At 50.2% G+C, this 25,220-nt stretch carries 22 protein-coding genes; 7 read left to right on the top strand and 15 right to left on the bottom strand.

Translation table 11 applies throughout. The features are described from left to right. Nucleotides 1–57: 57 nt before the first annotated feature. Entirely contained in the window at nt 58–2,352 is a 2,295-nt protein-coding gene (locus BD_RS05450; protein WP_011163707.1) for a vitamin B12-dependent ribonucleotide reductase, read from the bottom strand. 197 nt (nt 2,353–2,549) lie between these two features. Here BD_RS05450 and BD_RS05445 point away from each other — a divergent pair, with 197 nt between their 5' ends. The 3 genes from BD_RS05445 (at nt 2,550) to BD_RS05435 (ending at nt 5,804) form a co-directional block, all read left to right on the top strand. Beyond that, nucleotides 2,550–4,118: a hypothetical protein gene (locus BD_RS05445; RefSeq protein ID WP_144313913.1), complete on the top strand. Its 1,569-nt coding sequence runs from the start codon at nt 2,550–2,552 to the stop codon at nt 4,116–4,118. A gap of 61 nt (nt 4,119–4,179) precedes the next feature. Beyond that, nucleotides 4,180–5,373 (top strand): cysteine desulfurase family protein, encoded by a 1,194-nt coding sequence (locus tag BD_RS05440; protein WP_011163705.1) that lies wholly within the window; start codon nt 4,180–4,182, stop codon nt 5,371–5,373. A gap of 104 nt (nt 5,374–5,477) precedes the next feature. Next, entirely contained in the window at nt 5,478–5,804 is a 327-nt protein-coding gene (locus BD_RS05435; protein WP_038451152.1) for a HesB/IscA family protein, read from the top strand. A 79-nt stretch (nt 5,805–5,883) separates the two neighbouring features. On the opposite strand, the gene BD_RS05430 is transcribed toward BD_RS05435, so the two are convergent. The 12 genes from BD_RS05430 to BD_RS05375 all read right to left on the bottom strand — a co-directional run bounded on the left by BD_RS05430 (nt 5,884) and on the right by BD_RS05375 (nt 19,412). Further along, a complete protein-coding gene (locus BD_RS05430; RefSeq protein WP_011163703.1) occupies nt 5,884–6,693 on the bottom strand; it encodes an alpha/beta fold hydrolase in 810 nt (269 codons plus the stop codon). Between the two features lie 63 nt (nt 6,694–6,756). Then, nucleotides 6,757–7,563 carry a 2Fe-2S iron-sulfur cluster-binding protein gene (locus BD_RS05425; RefSeq protein ID WP_011163702.1) on the bottom strand — a complete coding sequence of 269 codons (807 nt, stop codon included), beginning with the start codon at nt 7,561–7,563 and terminating at the stop codon, nt 6,757–6,759. A 25-nt stretch (nt 7,564–7,588) separates the two neighbouring features. After that, the gene (tyrS, locus tag BD_RS05420; protein ID WP_011163701.1) at nt 7,589–8,806 is read right to left on the bottom strand and encodes a tyrosine--tRNA ligase; all 1,218 of its coding nucleotides are present in this window, start codon (nt 8,804–8,806) and stop codon (nt 7,589–7,591) included. After that, nucleotides 8,803–10,368, bottom strand: coding sequence for a ribonuclease Y (rny, locus tag BD_RS05415; protein ID WP_011163700.1), 1,566 nt, complete (start codon nt 10,366–10,368; stop codon nt 8,803–8,805). Before rny ends, tyrS begins: the two co-directional genes overlap by 4 nt. A 7-nt stretch (nt 10,369–10,375) precedes the next feature. Continuing rightward, complete coding sequence (locus tag BD_RS05410) at nt 10,376–10,939, bottom strand: 5-formyltetrahydrofolate cyclo-ligase (RefSeq protein WP_231839293.1); 564 nt, start codon at nt 10,937–10,939, stop codon at nt 10,376–10,378. A gap of 26 nt (nt 10,940–10,965) precedes the next feature. Continuing rightward, the gene (locus BD_RS05405) at nt 10,966–11,274 is read right to left on the bottom strand and encodes a cell division protein ZapA (protein ID WP_011163698.1); all 309 of its coding nucleotides are present in this window, start codon (nt 11,272–11,274) and stop codon (nt 10,966–10,968) included. 145 nt (nt 11,275–11,419) lie between these two features. Next, nucleotides 11,420–11,914 carry a hypothetical protein gene (locus BD_RS05400; protein ID WP_157865653.1) on the bottom strand — a complete coding sequence of 165 codons (495 nt, stop codon included), beginning with the start codon at nt 11,912–11,914 and terminating at the stop codon, nt 11,420–11,422. Nucleotides 11,915–12,022: 108 nt separating this feature from the next. Further along, nucleotides 12,023–13,036, bottom strand: a complete 1,014-nt coding sequence (locus BD_RS05395; RefSeq protein WP_231839292.1) for a hypothetical protein — start codon at nt 13,034–13,036, stop codon at nt 12,023–12,025. 13 nt (nt 13,037–13,049) lie between these two features. Continuing rightward, nucleotides 13,050–14,783: a L,D-transpeptidase family protein gene (locus BD_RS05390; RefSeq protein WP_011163695.1), complete on the bottom strand. Its 1,734-nt coding sequence runs from the start codon at nt 14,781–14,783 to the stop codon at nt 13,050–13,052. Nucleotides 14,784–14,907: 124 nt separating this feature from the next. Next, nucleotides 14,908–16,392: a hypothetical protein gene (locus BD_RS05385; protein WP_011163694.1), complete on the bottom strand. Its 1,485-nt coding sequence runs from the start codon at nt 16,390–16,392 to the stop codon at nt 14,908–14,910. Continuing rightward, nucleotides 16,392–17,603 (bottom strand): hypothetical protein, encoded by a 1,212-nt coding sequence (locus tag BD_RS05380; RefSeq protein ID WP_231839291.1) that lies wholly within the window; start codon nt 17,601–17,603, stop codon nt 16,392–16,394. Before BD_RS05380 ends, BD_RS05385 begins: the two co-directional genes overlap by 1 nt. Nucleotides 17,604–17,777: 174 nt before the next feature. Beyond that, the gene (locus tag BD_RS05375) at nt 17,778–19,412 is read right to left on the bottom strand and encodes a hypothetical protein (RefSeq protein WP_011163692.1); all 1,635 of its coding nucleotides are present in this window, start codon (nt 19,410–19,412) and stop codon (nt 17,778–17,780) included. Nucleotides 19,413–19,574: 162 nt separating this feature from the next. Here BD_RS05375 and BD_RS05370 point away from each other — a divergent pair, with 162 nt between their 5' ends. Together BD_RS05370 and BD_RS05365 are read left to right on the top strand one after the other, a co-directional pair. Next, the gene (locus BD_RS05370) at nt 19,575–21,137 is read left to right on the top strand and encodes a hypothetical protein (RefSeq protein WP_011163691.1); all 1,563 of its coding nucleotides are present in this window, start codon (nt 19,575–19,577) and stop codon (nt 21,135–21,137) included. 23 nt (nt 21,138–21,160) lie between these two features. Continuing rightward, nucleotides 21,161–21,844 (top strand): Rossmann-fold NAD(P)-binding domain-containing protein, encoded by a 684-nt coding sequence (locus BD_RS05365; RefSeq protein ID WP_011163690.1) that lies wholly within the window; start codon nt 21,161–21,163, stop codon nt 21,842–21,844. Nucleotides 21,845–21,854: 10 nt separating this feature from the next. Here BD_RS05365 and BD_RS05360 read toward each other — a convergent pair whose 3' ends face one another. Further along, nucleotides 21,855–22,295, bottom strand: a complete 441-nt coding sequence (locus tag BD_RS05360; protein WP_011163689.1) for a hypothetical protein — start codon at nt 22,293–22,295, stop codon at nt 21,855–21,857. Between the two features lie 101 nt (nt 22,296–22,396). Beyond that, the gene (gene ftsY, locus BD_RS05355; protein WP_011163688.1) at nt 22,397–23,605 is read right to left on the bottom strand and encodes a signal recognition particle-docking protein FtsY; all 1,209 of its coding nucleotides are present in this window, start codon (nt 23,603–23,605) and stop codon (nt 22,397–22,399) included. A gap of 164 nt (nt 23,606–23,769) precedes the next feature. Here ftsY and BD_RS05350 point away from each other — a divergent pair, with 164 nt between their 5' ends. After that, nucleotides 23,770–24,543, top strand: coding sequence for a TIGR02147 family protein (locus tag BD_RS05350; RefSeq protein ID WP_011163687.1), 774 nt, complete (start codon nt 23,770–23,772; stop codon nt 24,541–24,543). Beyond that, nucleotides 24,540–25,220, top strand: a complete 681-nt coding sequence (locus BD_RS05345) for a hypothetical protein (RefSeq protein ID WP_011163686.1) — start codon at nt 24,540–24,542, stop codon at nt 25,218–25,220. The genes BD_RS05350 and BD_RS05345 overlap by 4 nt, the downstream gene beginning before the upstream one ends.

The following is a 25,220-nucleotide window of genomic DNA, read 5'->3' as shown; positions in this document are numbered from 1 at the left end:
ATAAAGGTCCCACCAAACTTTGACCAGCACCGCCGCAGCGAGTTGCCCTTCAAGTCTTTAGGAACAACCCACCGTCGTGCCGCAGTTTGGACATCTGTAACAGCCGCTCGTAAGCACTGTGTCACTCCCGCATTCCGGGCATTTCATAGTGAAATTCGGAACACCGACTTCCTCCACCACTTTGGGCTTTTCCTTCAGGTTCAGAGGCTGGCTTTGTTTGCTGCCATCGCGGTACACCGCCACGGCCTTCACCCCCAGCTTCCAGGCCAGGAAGTAAATGCGGCTGATGTCCTCTTCGGTGGCCGTGCTTGGCATGTTCACGGTTTTGGAGATGGCCCCGCTGATAAACGGCTGCACTGCCGCCATCATCTTCACATGACTTTCCGGGGACAAAACCCGCTGGCCTGGCATTGCCGTGGCGGTGTCAAAGACCGGCAGGTCTTCCGGGTGCATTTGCGGAGCGCCCACGACCGAGTTGTTTTCTTCGACATATTTCAAAATCGCCTGACGTTCGTCTTCGAAGTATTGCAGGGACGCCAAAGCCGCGTCCACGGACTGGTTCACAATCTGAATTTCGCCACCGCCGACCAGTTTCTTGAACTTGATCAAAGAAAAGTCCGGCTCAATCCCGGTGGTGTCACAATCCATCAAAAGTCCGATAGTCCCGGTCGGTGCGATCACCGTGGCTTGAGCGTTTCGATAGCCGTACTTTTCGCCGTTGTACAAGACGCCCTTCCATAAATTCCGGACGGCCTTGTCTATGCCGGCGGGAAGCATCTTCCACGCCACCTGATTCAGGGCACGCTCGTGCATCTTCATCACTTTCAGCATCGATTTGCTGTTTTTGCGATATCCCGCAAACGGCCCCTTGGCCCGGGCCATCTCGGAACTGGTCAGATAAGCCACCCCCGACATCAACGATGTCAAAGCCCCCGCCCACGCGCGGCCCTCGTCGCTGTCATAGGCTACGCCCTTTCGCATCAGGAGGCTGCCCAGATTGGCAAAGCCCAACCCCAGAGGACGATAGTCATGGGAATTCTGCGCAACTCTTTGGGTTGGATAGCTGGAATAGTCCACCAGAATTTCCTGCGCCACAAACAGCGTGCGGGCCGTATGAATAAAGGATTCAAAATCAAAGTCTCCGGTGTCGTTTAAGAACTTCACCAGGTTGATGGAAGCCAGATTGCAGGCGGAATCATCCAGGAACATGTATTCAGAACACGGGTTGCTGGAATGAATGATGTCTGTCTCAGGACATGTGTGCCACTTGTTGATGGTGTCATGGAACTGAATGCCGGGATCCGCGCACATCCACGCCGCGCGTGTGATACGGTTCCAGACTTCGCCGGCTGGAATTTCACGCAAGACTTTTCCGGTCAAACGCGCCTTGAGCTTCCACGGTCGCTCTTGTTCCACCGCTTTCATGAAGGCATCGCTGACCCGGACCGAGTTGTTGGCGTTCTGCCCGGATACCGTGCGATAGGCCTCGCCCTCGAAATCCGCACTGAGTCCTGCGGCAATCAGCAGATGCGCCTTTTGCTCTTCGCGCATTTTCCAGTCAATGAAATCCAGAACCTCGGGGTGATCTATGTCCACCACCACCATCTTGGCGGCCCGGCGGGTGGTCCCGCCGGATTTGATCGCACCCGCGCCCTTGTCCAGAACCTCCAAAAAGGAAATCAGGCCCGAACTTTTTCCGCCCGATCCGGTGGCCTCGTACTTGCTGCGAATTTTTGAGAAGTTGCTGCCCGTGCCCGAACCATATTTGAAAAGCTTGGCTTCAGTTTTGGCCAGATCAAAGATGCTCTCGATACTGTCATCGACACTTTGAATGAAACACGCTGAACACTGCGGCCGCTCATAGGCATTTTTGGTGGCCTGAATGGATTTCTTTTTTTCGTCCCAGGCGAAATGTTCACTGGGGCTTTGTGCTTTGTAAGCCTCCCACAAACCGGCATTGAACCACACCGGGCTGTTGAACGCGCCCCGCTGGGACAGCAGAATGAACTTCAATTCTTTGGCAAAGATGTCGGCCTCTTTGCGCGTGGCAAAGTATCCCCCCTGGCGAATCGCAGAGGCCACAATCGCCTTCACCACCCGGTCCACCATCTGACGAACCGAAGTCTCATGCCCGGTCTTGGGAACACCGACTTTTCTAAAGTACTTGCTGGCGGCAATATCAATTGCCAATTGGGACCAGCCCTCGGGTGCCTCCACATTCTTCATTTCGAAAAACACTTCGCCCTTGCGGTTGCGAATTTCGCAATTCACATTTTTCCAGGCGAAAAGACTCTCTGGATTTTTGCCTCCAGAAACAAAGTACGACGGGCTGTGCAGAGTTTGTTTTTTCATACATTCAGTCTAGAGATTCTTTCCTTCTGAGCCAAGCCCACGATTTGGACAGTACAGATGTGCGATACAAGCATGGCCCAAGGGCCTGTGTTCTGTTAAGCCTCGGCAATCTAACCGCGCTGTAACCCCAAACTCTTGTTTGTTAGCGACAACGTTCCGTTAAGAAAAACATGAGTACGTTTCAAAGGACGTGGGGAATGAGTCAAGACTCGATCAAGAAAAAGCTCCTCATCATCAAATCCAAGCCGACAAGCCTGGGAACCGTCGAGGGCTTTCTAAAGAACCGCGACTGGACCATCAAGTCCACGACCAATTTGAAAGAGGCCCTGATCTTTTTGGTTCAGGAGCAGCCGCAGTTTGTGATGGTCAGCATCGATCACCCCAACCGCAAAGTACGAAACCTGCCCAAGATTCTGGCACAGGCTTTTCCGGTGTGCGTGATTGTTTTCGCTGAAGAAAATTCCGCAGCCAGTTTCAACATGCTCAACACCAGCAACAGCGAGTACGTCCTGTATCCTCCGATCACAGGCCCCGCCGTGGAAAGAACCGTCAACAAGTTCTATAAAGACCAGCAGGCCAAAGGTGTCACCAATCCGTTTCAGCGCACTGGCTCCAGCACCGCCGAAGACGGCAGTGTCATTGCCATCAAAGGTGAGGGTGGCACCCTGTCTTCCCAGAATGCACAAAGCATATTACAGCAGCTGCTTGGGGGGGATGACGGCAGCAATCAGTTTTCTGGCGGCCACACCACCGACTCTTCAATCTCTGCCGGCGGCCAGCAAAACAAATCCAATATCGGATATATGCCTGGAACCAACTCAGAACTGAATCTGGGGCTGATGCAACCGTCCGGCCAAAACAACGGCCTGGGGCCGGGCTGGGCCCAACAAGGGCACGGTGCCGGGAACAGCATGGGTTCCGGTATCGATGAAAGTGACGAAACGCTCAATGCGATGCTGATGCGGCAGAACGCAGCCAACAAAGCGGCAGCAGGCTGGGCGCCGATGCCCACCACAACCCGCCGCAAGGAACGTCCGACACCAGAGCAGATTGAAGACAATCCCCTGTCGGCGAAAAAAGACTCCATCATCCTGCGCGGAACCAAAGACGCACTGGAAAAATCCTGCATTAAAACCAGCTTTGCAGAATCCGAGGCCATCGAAAACTCCACCAACATTTCCTGCATCGTGATTGAGTCCACCCGCTTTTCCGGCTATTTGATCACCGCCATGGGCAAAGACCGCAAGCTGGACGATGCTTTTCTGCGAAAAGTCCGTGAACGCCTGTTCCGCTTTCTGAAGGAAAATGGTGAGAAAATTGAGGACAGCGAATCAATGCAGCTGAACATCAAGGAAGTGCCATTTGAAGAGTGGGCACTGGAACAGGCCGAGTTCCTGCGCAAATCTGTGCACGAAGGCAACGAGGTTGCCATGGCCTTCTTCCCGCGCCAGGACATCAAAACCACCTTCGGAGATTCCGCGGACGAAGAAATGGCCAGCATTCACCTGAACGAACTGGCGGGCGATGTGGCCGTGGAATTCAACGTTTATATTTATCTTCCAAAAAATAACAAGTACGTCCTATATACGCCCCGTGGATCAAAGTTTTTCGATGTTCAAAAGCAACGTCTGCAAAACCAGGGTATTTCCAACCTGCATATCTTGAAGGCCGATATCCAGGATCTGGACAAATACCGCGCCCAGAACTTCCTGAACGAAAAAATCCATGATTTTGAGGCAAAACAGAAAGACAAAGTCGTTGCCTAAAGACGCCTCCCGGCGTTTTTCGTTGACCCGGCGCCCGGGCAAGGTTTAGCTCATAGGCATTATGGAAACGAGCACCGAACGCCCGATGGGAAAGACTTTGCAGCAGGACACCGGCATCTATCTTGATTACAACGCAACCACACCGGTGGACCCGCGTGTTTATTCCACGATGGAGCCCTACTTCAAAGAATTCTTCGGCAACCCAGCCAGCGCCGGTCATCACTGGGGCTGGATCGCGGAAAATGCAGTTGCCAAGGCCCGCACCCAAGTCGCCAGCTTCATCGGCTGCAAGAGCATGGAGGTCACTTTCACTGGTGGCGCCACCGAATCCAACAACTGGGTGATCTTCGGGCTGATTTCGAAACTGCGTGAAGAAAATCCGGAAGCCCCGATTCATTTTATCACCAGCAACATCGAGCACAGCTCGATCATGAAGGGCATGGCCGCCGCTCAGAAAATGGGTGTGGAAGTGGACTTCCTGCCGGTGAATAAATTCGGTGTGGTTGAACTTGAAGCGGTGAAAGCGGCAATCAAACCACACACGAAACTGATGAGCTTTATCTGGGTGAACAACGAAATCGGATCCATCAACCCGATTCCGGAAATCGCCGCTCTTTGCAAAGAAAAACAAATCTATCTGCACACAGACGCCACTCAGGCTGTCGGCAAAATCCCGGTGAATGTGACTGAAATGGGCATTGATCTGATGTCTTTCTCGGGTCACAAAATCTATGGCCCCAAAGGTGTGGGCGCTCTTTACATCCGCGGAAAAGATCCGAAGGTTCAACTGAATCCATTGATTTATGGTGGCGGTCAAGAACGTGGTCTTCGCTCTGGCACCGTCAATGTGCCAGCGGTGGTTGGCTTCGGAACGGCTTGCGAGCTTTGCCAGCAAAACTTCACCGCAGAAGTGCAGCACATGAAAGACCTGCGTGATTTCCTGTGGTCTGAACTTCAGCAAAACATCCCGGGTGTAAAACTGAACGGTCACCCGACGGACAGGTCCCCGGCGAACTTGAACATCACCTTGCCGGGAATCAAAACCGAACAGATCCTGCCTCGATTGCAGAAACTGGGTGTGAGCACGGGCTCAGCCTGCGGCACCGGTGCGATGGTGGTCAGCCACGTTCTTAAAGGCCTGGGACTGAGCACCGAGGAAGTCCAATGCTCCCTGCGCCTGAGCCTGGGCCGCTGGACGACTCAGGACGAATTAAGCCGTGCGGCTCAGATCCTGAAGCAGGCTATTCAAAAATAGCTAGTAAATACAATAATTTGAACAATCTCCCCGGAGGGTCTATCCGGGGCTCCCCAGCCCTTGACAGCTGTGTTATACTGGCTGCGACGTTAAAGGAGCTTTCTATGATCACTATTTCACCTGAAGCAGCAACTAAACTGGCTTCCCTAAAAAAAGATGAAGGAAAAGACGACGCGGCTTTTCTGCGCGTTGAGGTGAAAAAAGGCGGCTGTTCAGGCCTGTCTTACAAAATGGATTTCGATACCGTGACTCGTGACGGAGACAAGTTCTTTGAATCCCAGGGCCAAAAAGTGGCCGTGGACTCTCAAAGCATGCTCTATCTGCTGGGTATGACCCTGGAATACTCCGGCGGCTTGAATGGTAAAGGGTTTGTGTTCAACAACCCGAACGCCAACAAACACTGCGGCTGCGGTTCCAGCTTCAACGTTTAGTTTTATCCTTACATGCAAAAACAAAAAAGGGAGTCTTCACGACTCCCTTTTTCTTTTTCGGTCAAAATAGAATCTGATCTTAAGCTGCGACGGATTCGCTTAAAAACTCACGTATGAGACGGGAGATTTCTTCGGGTTGCGTTTTAATTGCCAGGTGCCCCGCACCCGTCAAAATCACAACATCCTCACAGCCGATATGGTTGGCAAAATGACGATAGGCCGTCTGATCAAAAAGCAGATCCTTTTCATCAAAGATCAACCGGCATTCACCGCGGTAAGCGTACAAACGCGTGTGCCAGTAAGCCCAGTCCTCGGAACGCAGGATCCAGGCAAAATGATGAATCATGTGCGCCACAAACTGCAGCTTGCGGCCTTTGAGTGTTTCCACCGAAACCACCCCTTCACTGCGCTCATCGCGGAAGATCTGCGCCGAACGCTTCAGGAACGCCCGCCCCATCGGAGTTGAAAGCATCACATAGACACTTTTTAAGTTGAGCGGAATGGCGAAAAAGAATTTCAATTCTTTAGGCAGGAAGTGGCGAATAGGATCGGTCACCATCGGATTGATCAAAACAGTTTTTTCAACCAGATCCGGATGCTGCGTGGCCAGGCCCCAGGACAAAGCGCCACCGTAACTTAAACCTGCAAGACTGACCTTTTCACCCGGGAAGTTTTCACGGATAAACTTGGCGACGGCTTCGATTTGCACAGTAAAGAACAGCTTATCGCTGCTCATGTAGATGTGGCTTAGATTAGGAACGATCACACGGTAATGAGCCGACAGGGTTTCCGCGATGGATTCCCAATGGTGAACACTTCCTCCATAACCATGAAGAAGTATTAGCAGTGGCCCTTGTCCCCGTTCCCGGAAAGTGATCTTGTGTGACATCCTTGAAACTTATCGGTAAAGATCTGTTTACAGGACACTGCCCACAGGTCCAGACCGCGTGGATTATTGATCGTCCTTACGGTCCGGCTTTGGCTGCTGATTCTGCGGGGGCTTCTGGCCCTGCTGCTGATTGCGATTTTGATTCTGATTGCGATTCTGGTTCTGCTGTTGCTGCGGCTTTTGATTTTGCTGCTGCTTCGGCTGCCCCTGTTTTTGCTGGCCCTGCTTCTGTTGCTGGCCGCCTTGTTTCTGCTGACCTTGCTTTTGATTCTGCTGCTGGTTGCGATTGCCACCGCCACCACCCTGCTGCTTTTGCTGCTGCGGGCGGTTCTGTTGCTGCTGACGCTGCTTTTGTTGTTGCTGCTGCTGTTGCTTTGGCTGACTTTGAGATTGCTCTGTCGCCTCACCTTCAGCGGCCATCTCAGAAGAAATTTCAGCTGAGTCAGCACTGCGGTCTGCCTGCTGATGCTGTGGACGGTCTTCCGGCTTTTCAGTCAAAAGCATCGTGTCGTTGACGGCCTTGGATTCAACCTGTTTGTTGGCGCGGAAGCCCCTGATTTTTTTGACTTTGTTTTCACTCTTTTGAACCTGTTCAGTCAGATCCACGGTGACATCGCCATAACAACGAACCTGGCAGCTCAAACGGCGGCCATCAATAAAGTGACTCGTTCCGATCAGGCTCAACTCGGCTTTCGTCGGGGGCAGAGTGTTGGACTCGCCCTCGGCGATACGCACCCGGCATTCCGCACAGGATGGAACACCTTTGCAGATGGATCGGATTTCCAGTTTGTTCTCCGTTGCAATCTGCAAAAGGCTCTTGTCAGGAGTTCCTTCGACTTCGATATTCTGCGGAAGAAATTTGATTTTCATAACTCGGATCCCCGATCAGTTCTGACTACTTAACAACAATCTTAACGAATTTCTTTTTACCGGCTTTCAGCACGAAGCTTGCTCCGGACTTCAGGTCGATTTTCAAACGAGGGTCGGAAACCTTCTCGCCGTCAATCTGAACACCTCCACCCTGGATCAGGCGACCGGCTTCACTGTTGGAAGCCGCCAGCTGGGCTTTCACCATCAATGCCGCCAGCCCCATTTGGGTCTCGGCTTCGACTTCAAAGTCAGGCACTTCATCCGGCAGACCTTTTTCCACGAAGATGCGGTTGAACTCGTCTTCCGCCGCTTGCGCTTCAGCCTGGGAATGGAAACGTTTAATAAGGAATTTTGCCAGCTCCACTTTCACTGTGCGCGGGTGCTTGCGGCCTTCGGCCACATCCGCACGCAGCTGATTCAAACCAGCAGCACCGACGTCAGTCAAAAGCTCGTACCAGCGGTACATCAGCTCGTCGGAAATTCTCATAGTTTTTCCGAACATGTCTTTTGGAGTATCCACTACAGAAATATAGTTGTCCAAAGACTTGGACATCTTGTTCACGCCGTCGATACCTTCCAGAATCGGCATGGTCAGCACACACTGTGCTTCCATTCCGTAAGCGGCCTGCATCGCACGACCGACCAGAAGATTGAACTTCTGATCCGTCCCACCCAGCTCGACATCCGTTTTCAAAGCCACGGAATCGTAACCTTGAGTCAAAGGATAGATGAATTCGTGAATACCGATTGGAGTGCCGGATCTGTAACGTTTGGTGAAGTCCTCGCGCTCTAGCAACTGAGCCACGGTGTACTTGGAAGTCATGGTGATGAATTCCGCCGGTGTCATTTTCATGATCCAGCTGGAGTTATACACGATCTCGGTTTTTTCCGGATCCAGAATCTTGAAGATTTGTTTTGCGTAAGAGCGGCCGTTTTCCTCGATCTCTTCGCGAGTCAGCATCGGACGCGTGCTGTTTTTACCGGAGGGGTCCCCGATCATCGCTGTGAAATCGCCGATCAGGAAGGACACCTTGTGCCCCAGATCCTGGAAGGTTTTCAGTTTGTTGATCACAACGGTGTGGCCCAGATGGATGTCCGGACGTGTTGGATCTGCACCCAGTTTGATATTCAAAGGTTTCTTCGTCTCGATCGAGCGCTTAAGTTTTTTAAGCATGTCCTCGTCATTGATGAAGTCGGCCGTGCCGAATTTGATTCTTTCCAGCTGCTCCTGAGGACTCATCATCTTGCATGCTCCACAGAACGGGTTTCACGAACCACAGTGACTTTCACCTGACCGGCCTGAGGCATCTCGCGTTCGATCTTACGAGCGATATCACGGGACAACATCACGGCCTGATCATCGGTCACACGGCTGGATTCAACCAACACGCGGATGTCTTTACCGGCTTGCAGGGCCAATGTTTTCAAAACGCCGTCGAAGCTGTTGCCGATGCTTTCCAGGTCTTCCAAACGATGGATGAAGGTATCCATCTGTGGACGACGTGCGCCCGGACGAGAGCTGGAAAGAGTGTAAGCTGCATGAACAATCCAAGCCAGGATGGAGTGAGGTTTTTCCTCTTCATCGTGGGCGCGGATCGCATGACAAACATCTTCGGATTCATTGTATTTCTTAGCGGCTTCAGCACCCACGAAAGCATAGCTGCCTTCCACGGTGTGATCGATCGCTTTACCGATATTGTGCAAAAGACCTGCACGGCGAGCCAGCTTCACGCTGACACCCAGTTCAGCCGCCAGAAGACCGGCAATCGTCGCCACTTCCAAAGACTGATTCAAGGCATTTTGCCCCTGGTAAGAACGGTATTTCAAACCACCGATGATTTTCACCAGTTCAGGGTGCATGTTCGGAATGCCCAGCTCCATCACGTGGCGCTCGCCTTCCTCTTTCATGGATTTCATCAGTTCGTTGCGCTGCTTTTCGGCAACTTCTTCGATACGTGCCGGGTGAACACGACCGTCTTCCATCAGCTTTTCGATGGTACGACGAGCCAGTTCACGGCGAACCGGATCGAAACCGGAAATCACAACTGCTTCTGGCGTGTCATCAACGATCAGATCCACACCGCAGTGGGCTTCCAACGTGCGGATGTTACGACCTTCACGGCCGATGATTTTACCCTTCATCTCGTCGTTTGGCAGAGCCAGAACGCTGACAGTTCTTTCAGACGTGTACTCGGAAGCAAAGCGGGACAAAGCTGTTGCCAGAATGCGCTTGGCTTTTTTCTCGGATTCTTTGTTTGCTTCTTCTTCGATCTGGGCGATTTTCTTCGCTGCTTCCTGTTTCGCTTCGTCTTCCAAAGCTGTCAGCAACTGGCGGCGCGCTTCGTCCTGGCTCATGGCGGCTACGGACTCAAGCTTTTGCTTCAGCTCCCCAATGTGAGCCTCGCCTTTTTTCTCAAGATCTTTGATGCGGTTTTCAGAGATCGCGATTTTTTCCTCGCGGTCTTTCAAAGAGTTCAGATAGCGCTCGTTTTCTTCCATCTTTTGTTTGAACTGGTCTTCGACCTCTTTCAAACGGCGCTCCAGCTGGGACTCTTTGTTTTTCAAAGTGGATTTTTGTTTGTGAATGTCCTGCTCGACATTCTTGCGGGCGCGGGATTCGAAATCCTTGGCTTTGTTTTCGGACTCTTTTTTGATTTTAGCCGCTTCCGAGTTGGCTTTGTTGACGATGCGTTCTGCTTCGAAACGTGCAGATTTCTTTTTGTTGTTGTCCTGCAGACGTTTAATAACGAAGACGACTGTTCCACCGATGAGCAGGCCGATAATGGCGCTGATTACGATCTCCATGATTCATTTACTCCTGATGCTTCTTGCAATCGACCAGTCCTGATTCTGTGATGAGGAAATCCATTTTCACATCATGAGGCTCGGTGGGAAGCGGATCGGCAGTGACTTGAAAATCAAAGCCTATTCCGACTTTCACCCCCGGGAAGGATTTCAAGGTTTTATCGTAAAACCCTTTTCCTTTACCGAGGCGATTGCCATTCTTATTAAAAACCAAACCGGGAACCAGCAGACCGGACATTTCGGCCAGGGATCTTTGGAAAGAGCCGGGTTTTGGTTCCCGCACTCCGTAGGGCCCGAGATCGAAATCCCGGGTCTCATAGAATTCCAAAAGACCCTCGCGCATTTTGGGGAAGGCCCATTTCAGGTGAAGGATGTGAAACACCTCTTCGACCTGAGCCTCTTCGGGCAAGGCCCGGTAGGCTCCCCAAACCCCCGTCTGTGATTTCATAAAATCACGCAGATGGGCGTCGAGCTGCTGTTGTTGTTGAACTAGACCTTGTGCAAACTCTTGGGCACAAAGAGATTTAAAGAAGGACCGGCAGTCCTTTTTAGAGCTCCAGGAAACTGGCATGGACACTCCAAGAAATCAAAACAAAGTCAGTTGTTCAAAACCTTGTTGCTCTTGGAATTTTCCAGATCCATTGAAAGTTGCAAGGCCTTCTCTTCAAGTTTTTCCAACTCGCGGTGGGCTTTGCGTTTCAATAGAATAAGTTCTTCAGCAAGATTCATCGCCGTCAGCACGGCTGCATTCTGATAGGAGCCATTCTTGGTGACACCAAGGGCTTGATTCATTCTGGAATTTACAAATTCAACGAGCTCTTCAACAGTCGCGTCGTCATGAGAGGTTTTTAATTTGTAAGGGACACCCGCAATTAGGAAATTGTAGGTTTTTTTCTCAGATGTCACTAGCACCTCAACAGCTGCAGAATCTATGGGTCTGGAAGTCTTTCGAACTTTTCGACCTCGAATGCCTAAACCTTTTAAAACTCTAGAAAAATCCTAGATCAACACAAGGAAAAGTATATATCTAAAAGGTCGATATTCAACAGATTTATTTTTTAGAACAGGTGCATATAATGCCGAGATCCTTCTGGTTTTCACAGTGGACGGAGCGTTTGCCTTCCCGGTCGTTCAGGTCAATCTCCTGGATCTCTTTAAAGTTCCGGCGGTAGGTCGAGATCACATTATTAAGCTTCGTGTCATTATAGGAGTATTCGTCTGATTTAATCACTCCATTGAGCAGGAAGTTGTTGATCGTGTCCTGGTTTGGATTCAGACGCTGATTGTTTGTCAGCTTGATATCGGTGATGACACCCTTTTCGTCGACTTGCTGCAAAATAAGTTCAGTTTCGACCTTCTTGGCCCCGGCAAACTTGGTTCGCAGGATCAGGTTCATCAGCTCTTTGTCAGCGTTCAGATAGTGGATCTTTCTTTGACGCAGCTGCGATTGGGAGGTCACGAACTTTTCGTCCATGATGTCCTTCAGTCGGTTGAGGTCGACCTTGAATGACAGCTTTTCATCTTGAAGCTCGGGGAAGCATCGCATGAGGTTTTCATACGAAACAGAGACTGGTTTTATGCCTTGAGCCCCCGCAAAGTGAGGCCCAAAAACAAACAATAAACTTACAACAATTTTATGCATTCCCTTTTCCCATTACATGGGAGTGCAGCTTGATGCGGCAGAACGGTCGCAACCTTCCTGATCATCACTCGTGCAATACGCACGGGATTCAGTTTCCCATGTACGTGCCGATGCGCAATCCCCTTCACCTAGGTTAGTGAAAAGGCCATCCACGTTCAATGAAAAACCCAAAGTACTGCCGGATTTGGAGTAGTTTCCGACTTCAATTGAGACGTTTTTGATTGTTTTCCCATTAGCATCTTTGCCTTCGACGTTAATGCGATACGCGCCGGGGAAGACGGACACGAAGGTCGAGTTCTTCAAAGGTACAGCAACCAAATATGGAGGATGCCTCATAACAAGTGAGTCCGAAGGTGCAGACACCCATATCTGATCGAATGAGCCATCCTTCTGTTGTTCAACCACGTTGAAATTGAACAGACTTCTAAGATCCTTGGGGGATCTTGCTGCGCCCCAAGCCTCACAAATCTTCACAGCCCGCTTAACTGATGCGGGAGCATCATCACCGTCTTGAACATTATCGCAAGCTTCGTAGGTAAAACGCTGAACAAAGTCACGCTCCCAAGCACCCGCAAGATAAAGATCACCGAAGTTATCTTTATCCAGGAAGAAGAAATGACGTTTCATATAGAACATTGTCATGTAGATCTTCTGCTGCTCAACCAGCTTAGACATATCACGATAGACACGGACTTTTTGATCTCTCATGTTCACAGGAATATCGATTCTCTCCAATTGCAAAGTCGTCGTCGATCCTTGACGGACCTCCACCAGGTCGGGATTGATCGAATTCTCAAAGCCGACGATATACATGCCAGCCGGAACTGCAGTCGGCTTATTCAAATCAAAGAACACAGGGTTATCGCAACTGCCACGCTTGGTTGTGTCGCACCGAACGGCCTTCACTTTGCGGAAGCCCTGATTTTCGCCCCCCACACCATTCACTGCCAGCGATCCCATAGCCTGAGCCCAGGCTGAACCAGCAAACAACATCACAGACAATACTGTCCAAAGCTGCTTTTTCATATTCATGGCTCCTTTAGAATAGTTCATTGCCATGTCTCACTGCTTTCATTGTTTTTGCCACACGCTCGTCCTGACCATAGACGTCTTTCACGAATCTCACCGCACCGTCTTGGGCGCGATCCACCGTCAGATACATCAGGTAAACTGGAACTGGCACCTTCAAGTGAATGCGCTTTTCCCAGTTTTCACGATCGACATAAGCTTCTGACTTTTCCGGCGGCACAAAGGACTCCAGTTTATCCTTGGGCCAGTAGTCATCTGTCTGCGTTGACTTGACCGCCACGTTGTTACGCAAGATATACTCAGCAAAAGTGAATGGATCTTCCAGGCGAACGCACCCTGAACTTAAGTGTCTCTTGCTCTCATCAAACAGATCTGGATTATCCGTATGATGCAAATAAATGGACCATTCATTTGGCAATGGAAACTTGATAGAACCCAAAGCATTCTTTCTCCAAGGATCTTGGCGCAATAGGTATGGAAAATTGCTGCGAGAAAGACTTTGTAACAGTTCGTCTGATGGAATTACCTCTTTACCATCTGATTTTCTTATGAGTCGCATGCGGTGCTTTCTCAAATACTCCTGACCATCCTTGCCTCGCAGCGTATTTATCTTGTCTTTAAAGATAATTGACTCTGGAGCAGTCCACGTCGGATTCAGTTCTACGAAGCTCAACATATTTCTCAGCACTGGAGTACGTCTGTAGCTTTGACCATTGATTGTTTTGAAATGCATGATCTTGCGGCCTTCATCAAAGAACTGGAACTCTGTCGTTGCCAGATTCACGAATACATGACGGGATTCCATAGCCTTTGGCAACCAACGAAGTTTTTCCATGTTCACTTCAAGTTGGAATACGCGGTCCGCCACAGACGTATTCAGGAAGGTCATTACCTCATTCCCGATAACACCATCGACGCCCATACCATTTACGCCTTGAACATCCTCGATCACACGCTTTAGCTCGGCATCATAAATATCACCTGTTGATGGCACAGCATACCCCAGACTCTGCAAACGACCACGTATAGCCGGAATCGCCGGGTCCTGGTTACCTTGGCGAAGACTCTTTTTAGCAAGTTTGATCTGAGACCAGCCACCCGCAGTCTGAATACTGCGGAAATAAGCCAGCAGCTGTTTCAAATCCACATAGCGAAGATGCGCCGGAGCAAACTTATCCAAACCCGCTACCAACGCCTTTGCACTGACATTCGCCTGTACAGAACTGATCACTTGGTTCAACTCTGCGTATTCCGTGAATTTCTTTTTGGAGATTTTAATATCAGTATCAATTTCCATCGGATCAAACCGACCTGTGGAAAGGTGGGTCACATAGCGAATGACGGCTTCAGATACTGCCAACTCAAATGTTGGTCCGAATCTGCCATCAGTGTTTGAAGTATAGATATTTTCAACAATTCTATCCCAATAATCATCGGGATTAAGACCATTCAAGGTCGCACCATACTTAAGAGCCTCACGTACGGCCGCCGCCATTGCGTTAGGTTTACCATTCGCATCAACCCAAATGGCGGAATAGCCACGTTTTTCATACAAAGAAATCAACGTCGCTTTATGAAGATAGAAGTTGGATCCACGGACAAAAATAACCGGGATTTCTTGAAGGTCTTTATTCAGATAGCCACTGAGTTGCGACTCCAGTGCTGCGGAGGCAAACTGGGGCGCCAGAGTCATCATGGACATACCGATCAGGAAAGTCTTTTTAAACAAGCTCTTCATAGACATAGAAACCTCTTCAGGTTCTATATATCCAATAAAAGTGCCAGCTGTACGGGGCCTATACTTGCGTACGGGAAATGTTTACTAGACAGGGGCCCCAATTTGTCACCCGTCTCAGTTTGAGATGGGACTACTCAACTTCAGGAAGATCGGTCGGCCCCGGCAGTGGAGGTGGAGGTGGCGGAAGATCACCTGGTTCGTCCAGACCAGGCAAGTCTCCAAAGATAGTGTCGGGATCCCCCGGAGTCTGCTCATTCCGGTGTTCCGCATTTTCCTCTGCGCTCTCTTCAACGAACTCTTCTTGATCCCCTTGTTCTTCCTGCCTTCTCAATCTTTCAGCCTCTTCAGAATTACGACGCGCCTCTTGAATCTCTTCCCATTGCCCGTCGTCAAAGCTGTCACTTTCAAAATAATGATTTTCCAACATCTGTTGAATGCCGACTGTCCAAGGAAGACGCTCTTCCTCATACTCAACTTGCCCATCCTCATTGCGACTAGGCATTCCTAATTCCCCATAGTATGGAATTCTATGAATATACATACTAGCGTTCCTGTATACAGGATCCGCCTTCCGGCCGTTACTGCGTGATTGCCGCTTAAATCTACGGTAGCTCCCAAGCACCTGCCCCTGCTTCATGTAAATCAAGTCAAACTCTGTCTTCTTAATCCCGTATTTCCCAATTAAATAGTCTGACGAATTAAAATCATCATCCGCAAACTCCTTGCAGTTCAAAGCTCCAACCTCCAACTTTGGGCACAGCAAATCCTGTCGACTCCAATGATTTTCATATGACCAGGAAATTCGCATCAACAAAGCCGGTGACATCCATAGACCAGACTCATCGATATTCCACAGGGTCGATTTCAAGCTCGGGCGGTTACTCAAATAGGCCAACAGCGCAGGAGCATTAAAGTAGCGTTGGAATTGTCGAATCAGCTCCGCTTCATACAGCAATTGCAAATCTTGAGATGAAATTTCCTCCGCACAACTGAGCTGCTTTAGAAACTTATCGACTGCAGCGGAGTCTTTGATTACGTCTGCCTGAAGATCCTGAACAATCTGGTTCCGTACAAACTGGCAGGACAATCCTGTACGGTTTATAAGCCCTTGCGCAGCTGCAAAGTCAGACTGAGCAACAAGTTCCAATACAGATTGAGTCTTCTTTGCGTATTCGGTTGCTAATAGAGCAGCAGACTTATTCAATACAACTCTTATAGATTCAGCCCGCTTTACATGTTTTAGAGTACGGAACTGCTCCTGGATTCGAGACCTCAGCACCTGCCTTTCAAAGTTATTTTGCTCACTTCCCAGATTAAAGGCATCAATAGACTGTGCCCACAAAACCTTCACGACCTCCAGATTATCGGCAGCGACCGCCAAACCCATCGGGGTTTCTGAAAACCCGGAATAAGAAAACTCATGCACAGCAAGTCCGGCAATAGCCTTTTCGACCAACGAAACATTTCCAAGGCGAGCGGCCGTCAAGAGATCCTTTTGACCTCGAGACATCTCTTTCTTTGTTGAAACCTTCTTTTCCACAGGGTCAAACTTGCCGTTATCAAACGAGCATGCAGCCAGGAAGACGAATGCCACCAAAACCAGAAGGTGCTTCATTAGAACATCCTCCTTTGTGGTTCAGTACAGATTTCGGCTTTGAACTGATCAAGTTTCATTTTAACGAACTCGCGACGCTCCTCTGTATATAGAGAATAGAAATCTGTCTGCGATAGCTGAGATTTTGAATTTGTATAGCGGAAGATCTTATACAGACTCTCCACATTGCGAGGATTGCTGGCACAGTATTTATTTTCGCCCATGCACGATCCTAAACCATCTGGAATGTCGTCAGGCATATAATAAGGATAAGAATATTCCTGCCCAGACTGTAGCATCAGCTCACGAACCAAGTCCACCCACTCATCGCGCTGTCCCTCGCTTGCAAAGCAATCTCGTTTTAGCATCAACATCGCCAATGGGCTCACCTTCACCTGACTTGAGATCAAACCCAGATGATCCTCATGCCATCCACTAGCTGGCACAACTATCAGTAGTGCCGCGCCTTTGCGCATAGATACCAATGATTTGATAAATTCGATTGACTTGAAGCTGGATTGAAACTGATACAAGTACTCGTAACCAACCCATTTATTAATCAATTCCGTAGAAAAGCGTGTCGTCTCACCAGAACAAGAAGTGTCTTTCAATAGATCGCTGAATACCTCCCGAGGCTTCAACTGACTGAATGCCTCGTAGTATAAGCCTGGCTTCGTCGGGTTTCTGGTAAGATATTCCCTCTCCATCAGCATATTTGCGAATTTCTCACAGCCACGATAGTCAAGTTTGTACTCATTAATGCGATCGCGGAACTTCTGCATGGAAGTATCTGGCGAAATTCCTTCATGCGTCTTCTTCGGATAACTGCGCAGAATATCCATCATCCCATCAAGCTGAGCCGACTCAATCAGCTTGCCCATCGCCGCATCGTAGGTCAGCTTCTCTCGGCTTTCCTGATTCAGCACAAACGGACTGTGCCCGCTGATCAGCAGGAATTGCGCGACTTTCTGTTTTCCGTGTTTGATCGCCAGATCCAGCGCGTTGACTGCACCACCGCGGGACAATGCCGCCAGCTCGTCTTTGCGTTGAACCAGGGCTTCGATGGCCTTTTCCTCGTCGTCTCCGGCAATAATCTCATCCAGGCTGGCCACATGTTCAGGCAGGACCTTTTCTTCGATCAGGGTGACCGGGGCTCCCTTGCCGTTTGCCGGGTCCTTCTTAAAAGAACACCCGCCCGTTGCGATCAGCAACAGGCAAAGCAATCCAGACATGGCAAAACGAAGTGACACTTCCATAATCTTCGATATTTGCAAGCCCTATACCCGTAATATGAGCTTTTGAAAGGCCTTTGGCCGTCAAGACACTATCCAAAGAGACATTTAAGGGCGGCCACTTTGAAAGTGTCTCAAAATGAGAGAGGGCCCGGAACCGGGCCCTTAAAGTGGCTATCTCAGGGAATTCAGCAAACGGATGATATCCACATCCGGTGGCTGGGCGATCCCGGCGCCTGGTTTCGGACCGGTCAGCTCATCCAGTGAATAATCCATGCGGGCGTCATAGCGACGCTCCCACTGATTGCGCAGCCATCTTTCCCGGTCATACCACAGACGTTTATTTTCATCATCCATGCAGGTCGCAAGCTCCTGCGGGGATTTGGCACCCCAGCGCAGCTCGACACAGTGATACGGGTCAAAGCTGATATCGAAGACGCGCTGACGGGCTTCCTCCAAATTCAGAGTTACAGACCCACCCGCCGAATTGCGATAGGTGAACTGACAGAAGCGGGCTTCACGTTCGTACGTCGCCAAAAGATCCTCGGCAATGTTGGCACCGCTATACACGATCGCGGGATCGCCAGAACGCTGACGCTGAACCAGAGTGCGGGCCTGATTTAAGATATCCATAAAGCCCACCTTCAAACGGGCATCGCGGGACGGAGACGCATAGTCTTCCCACTCGCCTGTCGTACCAAAGATATTCGTCGGCAGACGCTCTGGATGCGGTTTACGATCCACCCCCGCTTTGATCGCCATATCGACCGCCACCACACGGTCCTTCAAGTTCACACAAATATCCGCCACCATCTGACGCATGTCCTGAAGCGGATCAATTTTCAGATCCCCGCTGGCCATCGCGATACGAAGATAGTCATAGTACGGATACTGCACCCCGCGATGCAGGAACTTGCCTTTGTTCCATTCCCCGGCCGGGTCTGGCGAATTGCCATAGAATTGCTCGACACTGAAGTTCGCAAGCTGGGTGTTCAGCGCTCCGACAATTTTTCCACCATAGTATTCTCCGTTGGCCTTGCGCGAAGCTCCCTGCAGTGCCAGTGGACGGAAGTTTTTGAATCCAGCGCCATGCCCTGGAAAGCTGCGGGTGAACTTCGGTGTGTACATTCCCGAAGTCAGAGTGTTATCCGGGTGGGAGTCGATATAAAAAATACGTCCGTCATCTGTTACCCGATGAATGATCGCCACATGCCCAGCGGGATCATAAATCACTGTTCCAGGACGAATGCCTTCGCGGTTTAATTTAACCGGATAGAAATCGGTAAAACGAGCTGCATCTTTGTCACCCATCATACGGAAGGTCGCTGAATAGGTCATGTCCACAATGGTTCTATTTAATAGTTGAACCGCATTGGGATTGCTGGTGCGGCTAGGGATGATGTCGTAGCGCCCGCCGACAGCATTGCCGAATTTGGAATAGCGAGGGTCTTTGTTTTCAGATCCCGGCAGAGTGTTAACACTGCTGACAAGAGACATTGGAAGTCCGTTTTTCCAGGCGAAATAAGAGCGCAGATAGTAAGGCAGATCCGCACAATCGGCAAACAGCCGCAGATCCGCCGGATCTGTTCCGGCATAGGGATTCGCCGGGCTGCGCAGACATTCGTCCACGGTGGCACATTCGCGCCTTTCCACAGCATTACCCAATTGGGTGACGAACTCTCCAAAGCGCTGTTCATCCGCTGCGGTCCACGACGGCTTGGTGATACGCCATGCTTTGGAAGCCGTCTGAGCTTCAGCCAACCCTGGCAAAAGCATCAAACCCAACAGCAAAAAATTACTCATCTTCATGAAACCTCCATGTGCCCAAAAAGGGCTCCGTTGATAAACAGTTTGACGGCTGAAAACAATCCTTTCAAAAATACCGCAGGTCTGGAGGCTGTCACGCTTCTTGCTGAGAGGATTTGAGTCAATGACATAAGTTTAATAGATATACGTTTCTGGAGGACGTTCATGACAAAGATTAATACGCGCCGACTCTGCTCTGCAGTTTTGAGTTTGTTGATTGCCAGCTCCCCTATGCTGGGGGTAGCCCAGGAAATCACTTCCAGTGATGCCAACGCCAGCGTGAATGCTGCGGCTGTAGGTTTGTCCAAAGCCAGTCTGCAAGTGGGTGGCAGATACTTTATCTCTGCGGATGCTCTGAATGTTCGCAGCAGCAACTCAACGACGGCCTCCAACATTGTTGGTAAATTGTCTATTAATGATGAAGTTGAGATCTATGACCTGCTGAACGAAGCAACCCCGCTGGTTCAGATCAAAATCATCAAATCAGCGACAGTAAAAGCGGATGTTTCTGCGGAACTGTTTGTTTCCAAGGACTATCTGAGTGCAAAACAACTGCAAACAGCAGCCTCCAAGTATTTTGTGATTCAGAATATTGCGACAGAAAAAACCCGTGTTTATGAGCGCTGCACAGAAACACCAAGCTGCCCGCACAAACTTGTGATGGAAACTGAAATGGTTGTGGGCCGCCCTGAAGAGGGTACTAAAACGGATCCTCACGCCTTCAAAACCTGGCTGGGCCATGCGCGTATTTCTGAGTGGATCAAATTCTATCAAGACGGTCAGGGTCACTATCCTCACTGGTATAAAGCCGGTCAGGATCTGAAAACAATTCCAGGCCCGATCACGGATGGCATGTCCAAACTGATCAGCTCCCGCAAGTGGATGGTAGACGATGCCCAGGGCAATTCCACTATCTATGGTGCTTTCGGTTGGTATGCTGCCAAGATCACTCCGGCTGACGAAATCAACGGTATGAACTATCAGTGGCTGCATGGAACCATGGGCTGGGGTAAAGACGGCGCGGCAGCGATTGAGCTGACTCGCGGGTTCTTCATGAACATGTTCTCCAATCCAGGCTCTGCGGGTTGTACTCGTCTGGAAAACCGTGCGATTGCCTACCTGCGATCCATCCTGACTCCGGGCACAGACATCTACCGTGTCTACGCTCGTGAATCCACTCGTGAAGCGGAAGTGATCACTGGTATCTTCAAAAAGAAGACAACTCCATTGCCACGTTATGCGCACAACTTTGAAAAGCCGATGGTTTGGAACTACATCCTGTTGACTGACGGCGCACAAAGAAGCGGTGGTTTGTCAGCTGACGCGAAAAACATCATCGATAAGGCGATCCCGGTTATTGCTGGTCAAAATCTGATCGAACAAGGTACATATGACGTGGACCAGTACCCGAACGCCAACGAGTTGAATTATGGCAGATCCGCGGCTTCCGGCAATTCCGGCGACCGTTACAGAATCGACTCTGGCTGGGAAAAAGATGCGGCGAAAACAAACTTCACCGGTTACTTCCTGGTGGACGAAGGTCGTTTCATCGATTACAAACATCCGGACAGAACACGCACTAAAGGCGTGATCCGCGTCAGCGGTCTGGCCGACTTCAGAGATTCTGTACCTGAATTCCTGACAACTTCAGGCAAACACAATCCTCCGAAGATCGTTTACAGAACTGAAAACGAAAACGACACGACAAGAAGAGGCGGCAACAACTAGGCCTCTTCTGCGAAGTCAGGAGAATGACCACATCAATGACTTATCCAACTGATATCTGCATTGCAGGCGCAACGGGGCTCGTGGGACACGAGCTCCTTTTGCTTTTAGCCCACCTTGATGAAGTCCGCTCTATCAAAGCGGTCTCGCGCAGCCCGATGGGCCGCATTCCTCCCCACGTTGAAAATATCATTCTGGATTTTGACAGCCTTGAGCAGCGCCAAGATGTGCTGAAGGCCGGGGTCTTCATCTGTTGCCTGGGAACCACTATTAAAAAGGCCGGCTCTCAAGAAGCCTTCCGCAAGGTGGACTATAGCTATGTCGTGAACTTTGCCAAAGTCGCCGAAGCCTGTGGCGCACAAAAACTTCTGGTGATTTCAGCCATGGGCGCGGACGCCGAATCCAAGATCTTCTACAATCGGGTCAAAGGCGAAATGGAAAATGAACTGCGCAAACTGAAGATCCCGCAGATCGAAGTTTTCCGCCCTTCATTGATTTTGGGTGAGCGCAAAGAATCGCGACCAGGCGAAGACATCGCCCAGAAGCTCAGCCCCGTCCTGAACAAGCTGATGGTGGGGCCCTTGAAGAAGTACCGTGCGATAAAGGCCAACGACATTGCCCGGGCTATGGCTATTGCCACCTTGAACTTCCACCCGGGCTTTCATGTTTATAAATCAGATCACATCCAGCGCATCGCCGATCAGAAGTAATCGCAAAAGACTATTCGGTGATCAGTGCATAGGGAACTGTGTGTTTCGAAGGTTCAGAGTGGCAGGTGTCATTGGTCTCTGCCACTTCAACAGACACGCTCAAAGACTGAGGATAGATTTCACCATATTCAGTGCGACCACTCACCATCAGTTTTGCTGACAATCCATCACCACAACCGCTCTGCCAGATATCAACCAAGGCACCTTGAGCTTTGAAATTCAATTTGTCTTCATTGTGACGGCTGGTATGAATCACATCCAGGAATGCCGGTACAGAATAATCCTGACCCACCAACTCCAGTTGCTTTTCATCAGACGTCAACAGCACTTTATCAACGCATAGAACAGAGGCAACACCGTCAGGCAAAGCCGCGGTGGCACGGAAGCAGGTTTGAGCCTGGGAAAAAGCTGGCAGCGCCAAAAGAACAAAAGCAAGAACGACGGATTTCATAAGAGCCCCCTTTTAGGTTTTGAGGCCCTTCTTATAACCGAATTGTTCCGGGAATTCCGTCAGGAATTGGTCAGATCCCGGGGGCAATCCCCCGAGCCACACTATTGAAACAGAGAGTTAACGAACTCTTGAGAAGAAAACGTGCGCAGGTCCTGAATGCGCTCTCCCACACCGATCAACTTGATTGGGATATGAAGTTCTTGCGCAAGGCCCACAGCCACGCCCCCCTTGGCGGTGCCATCCATTTTAGTCAGAACTGCTCCGGTCAAAGTCAGGGCATTATGGAATTCTTTAGCCTGCATCAAGGCATTCTGGCCCGAGTTCGCATCCAAAACGATCAGAGTCTCGTGTGGAGCTTCCGGGATCACCTTGGACATCACACGTTTCATCTTTTTGATTTCTTCCATCAAGTTGGCTTGAGTGTGCAAGCGACCCGCTGTATCCACGATCACCACGTCATAGCCCTGGGCTTTACCTTTGGCTACGGCATCAAATGCCACGGCACTAGGATCGGTCACGCCTTCCGGAGAAAAAATCTCGACCTGAGCACGATCGGTCCAAACCTTCAACTGCCCACCCGCCGCTGCACGGAATGTATCCCCTGCCGCCACCAGAACCTTTTTGCCTTCAGCGGCCAGTTGCGCTGAAATTTTACCGATAGAGGTGGTTTTACCGGCCCCATTCACACCAACAATCATCAGAACTGTCGGGCCTTCCGCCGCGAACTGAATCTTGGAAAGGATGCCTGTCCCCACCGAAGTGGAATGAGAACCCTGGAAGATGTTTTTGATTTCTTCTTTCAGCGCTTCACGAACGGTGTCGTAATCCGCACGCTCTTTTTTGGAAAGCTTGTCTTCAATTGCACCCATCAGACGCTGTACTGTCGCCGGGCCCAGATCGCTGGTGTAAAGGATCTCTTCGATCTCTTCCAGATGTTTGTTGCTGGTTTCAGATTTGAACAGGTTGCGAATACGGCCGAAAAGATTTTCTTCGGTTTTCTTCAGTGCCACGGCCAGGTCCACGGCCTTTTCTTCAATCACCACCGCCGCATCATGCAGATCCGGCACGGACAAATCAGAAACCACATTGCCCGTGGAATCTATGTGCGCCAGCGCAAGTTCTTCTGACTGTTCAGAAGTTGTCGGCATCTCGCGTTTGGCTTCGTGAGAAAGCTCCTGTGCGCGCAGCTGTTCACGTTTTTTCGCATTTTTCATCATGCCCAAGATCAGAGCACCGACAATCACCGCGAAAATAAGAACGATAGCCCCCACCAAAATTTCCATCTGCTGAGCATGCCCAGGTGACATCATAAATGAACCTCCGCAACAATGTGCGTCATTAAGATAAGAAAACACAACCTATGTACCGCATTTTAGAAGCCGAGACCAGAGCATTTTCCCAGCGTTTCAAAGTCTGAAACACTGTTTACAACATGTCGTTGACCGCCGGAACTGCCCTAAAATAGGTTGGGTCTATGGAAACACAATCCAACAAACACACAAACGATGCGATCACGCTTCTGAAAGATGAACTGGCTCGCCGCAAAGAGCGCAACAGCAACTATTCGCTGCGGGCTTTTGCTCAGAGCTTAAGCATCAGCCCAGCGCAGCTTTCGCAGCTTCTTTCCGGCAAACGTAACTTCACGACTGAGGTGCTGGGCACGATTTCCCGCGGCCTGCACCTGTCCCCCGAAGAAGAGCGTTCGCTACTCACCCGGACACTTTTGGAAAAAGCGCAGACGCCTCCCCAAGAACGCGCCAAAAGACAGTTGCAGGAAGATGAGTTCCGTTTGATTTCGGAATGGTATCACTTCGCGATTCTCAGCCTGGGAAAAATTCGCGGAGCCAAGGCAGATCCTCACTGGATTTCCGATCGCCTGGGGATTTCAGTCAGTGACGCCCGCGCAGCCTTGGAGCGTCTGCGCCGAATGGATATCATCGAAGACGGCAAAGCTCTGAAACAAAAATCTGCACCGTTGAATGTGGTTAGCGAAGTCCCGTCTCGCGCGATTCAAAGCTATCACCAAAGTGTTCTGGAGCTGGCCCTGACCAAAATGCCTCAGACCCCTTTAGACAAAAGAGATTTTTCGGCAATGACCTTCGCGGCCGATCCCGCCAAAATTCCTCAGGCCCGTAAAATGGTTGAAGAATTTCAGGATCAGTTGGCTGAGTTTCTGCAGACCCCGAATTCAAAAGAGATTTTTATTATCGCATGTCAGCTTTTCTCACTTGAAAGGACTCAATCATGAAAAAGTACATTCTTCTTTGCCTTCTGCTGGCTTCTTGCGCCAGTAAGGAACTTGCCATCAAGGGCGAAAAAATGGCCACGGCAGATGCGGTCGATCAGGCCAATCCTTATAATGTGGAAGTGTCTGCCGATATCATTCGTGAATTTTCCGATGACTATAATCTGCTTTTGCAAATCAATTTTGTCAGCAAAGATGGCAAATGGCTGCGAGTGGACAATGCCGAGCTGGATCTGTCCAATGCTGACAACGAACCCTTCAATATTATAGTCGGCAAGGACCTGGTGACCTGGGCAGAAGCCAAAGCTGAAGAACGTCGCATGGGTCTGCACAATAAAAGTGTCGGCGTCGGTTTGACGGCACTAACCGGGGGCGCCCTTATTGTTGCGGGTGTTATTTCAAATAGTGATGCCTTGACCGCGGTGGGCACTGCCGCCTACACCGGTGCCGCAGTCTATTCCGTTGTAGATGGCGTTCAAGGCGCAAAAGCCAATGCTCAAGGCGTTGCGCGCGTTCCCGAAACTCATCTGTACTCACCTTTCAGCGTCCCCTCCATGAGTCTGGCCAAACGCTGGGTTCTGATCAATGTACCGAGTGGTCGCATCAGTCGACAGGCTCATCTGAAGCTGAAGACCATCGAAGGCCAGACCCTGGATTACAAACTTACTCTGGTGAAGTGA

Origin of the sequence: Bdellovibrio bacteriovorus HD100, assembly GCF_000196175.1 — a bacterium.
In the GTDB taxonomy this organism is placed as follows: domain Bacteria; phylum Bdellovibrionota; class Bdellovibrionia; order Bdellovibrionales; family Bdellovibrionaceae; genus Bdellovibrio; species Bdellovibrio bacteriovorus.
This window is presented reverse-complemented; position numbering and strand designations above follow the sequence as displayed.

What these genes read in the sequence shown, in the direction of transcription:
- BD_RS05360 (WP_011163689.1), bottom strand. Translation starts at nt 22,295, where the DNA reads ATGAAATCCGTCGTTCTTGCTTTTGTTCTTTTGGCGCTGCCAGCTTTT.
- BD_RS05435 (WP_038451152.1), top strand. Translation starts at nt 5,478, where the DNA reads ATGATCACTATTTCACCTGAAGCAGCAACTAAACTGGCTTCCCTAAAA.
- BD_RS05425 (WP_011163702.1), bottom strand. Translation starts at nt 7,563, where the DNA reads ATGAAAATCAAATTTCTTCCGCAGAATATCGAAGTCGAAGGAACTCCT.
- BD_RS05365 (WP_011163690.1), top strand. Translation starts at nt 21,161, where the DNA reads ATGACCACATCAATGACTTATCCAACTGATATCTGCATTGCAGGCGCA.
- BD_RS05385 (WP_011163694.1), bottom strand. Translation starts at nt 16,392, where the DNA reads ATGAAGCACCTTCTGGTTTTGGTGGCATTCGTCTTCCTGGCTGCATGC.
- BD_RS05445 (WP_144313913.1), top strand. Translation starts at nt 2,550, where the DNA reads ATGAGTCAAGACTCGATCAAGAAAAAGCTCCTCATCATCAAATCCAAG.
- BD_RS05380 (WP_231839291.1), bottom strand. Translation starts at nt 17,603, where the DNA reads ATGTCTGGATTGCTTTGCCTGTTGCTGATCGCAACGGGCGGGTGTTCT.
- rny (WP_011163700.1), bottom strand. Translation starts at nt 10,368, where the DNA reads ATGGAGATCGTAATCAGCGCCATTATCGGCCTGCTCATCGGTGGAACA.
- BD_RS05375 (WP_011163692.1), bottom strand. Translation starts at nt 19,412, where the DNA reads ATGAAGATGAGTAATTTTTTGCTGTTGGGTTTGATGCTTTTGCCAGGG.
- tyrS (WP_011163701.1), bottom strand. Translation starts at nt 8,806, where the DNA reads ATGATGAGTCCTCAGGAGCAGCTGGAAAGAATCAAATTCGGCACGGCC.
- BD_RS05400 (WP_157865653.1), bottom strand. Translation starts at nt 11,914, where the DNA reads ATGCGATGCTTCCCCGAGCTTCAAGATGAAAAGCTGTCATTCAAGGTC.
- BD_RS05350 (WP_011163687.1), top strand. Translation starts at nt 23,770, where the DNA reads ATGGAAACACAATCCAACAAACACACAAACGATGCGATCACGCTTCTG.
- BD_RS05370 (WP_011163691.1), top strand. Translation starts at nt 19,575, where the DNA reads ATGACAAAGATTAATACGCGCCGACTCTGCTCTGCAGTTTTGAGTTTG.
- BD_RS05410 (WP_231839293.1), bottom strand. Translation starts at nt 10,939, where the DNA reads ATGCCAGTTTCCTGGAGCTCTAAAAAGGACTGCCGGTCCTTCTTTAAA.
- BD_RS05395 (WP_231839292.1), bottom strand. Translation starts at nt 13,036, where the DNA reads ATGAAAAAGCAGCTTTGGACAGTATTGTCTGTGATGTTGTTTGCTGGT.
- BD_RS05345 (WP_011163686.1), top strand. Translation starts at nt 24,540, where the DNA reads ATGAAAAAGTACATTCTTCTTTGCCTTCTGCTGGCTTCTTGCGCCAGT.
- BD_RS05440 (WP_011163705.1), top strand. Translation starts at nt 4,180, where the DNA reads ATGGAAACGAGCACCGAACGCCCGATGGGAAAGACTTTGCAGCAGGAC.
- BD_RS05390 (WP_011163695.1), bottom strand. Translation starts at nt 14,783, where the DNA reads ATGTCTATGAAGAGCTTGTTTAAAAAGACTTTCCTGATCGGTATGTCC.
- ftsY (WP_011163688.1), bottom strand. Translation starts at nt 23,605, where the DNA reads ATGATGTCACCTGGGCATGCTCAGCAGATGGAAATTTTGGTGGGGGCT.
- BD_RS05450 (WP_011163707.1), bottom strand. Translation starts at nt 2,352, where the DNA reads ATGAAAAAACAAACTCTGCACAGCCCGTCGTACTTTGTTTCTGGAGGC.
- BD_RS05430 (WP_011163703.1), bottom strand. Translation starts at nt 6,693, where the DNA reads ATGTCACACAAGATCACTTTCCGGGAACGGGGACAAGGGCCACTGCTA.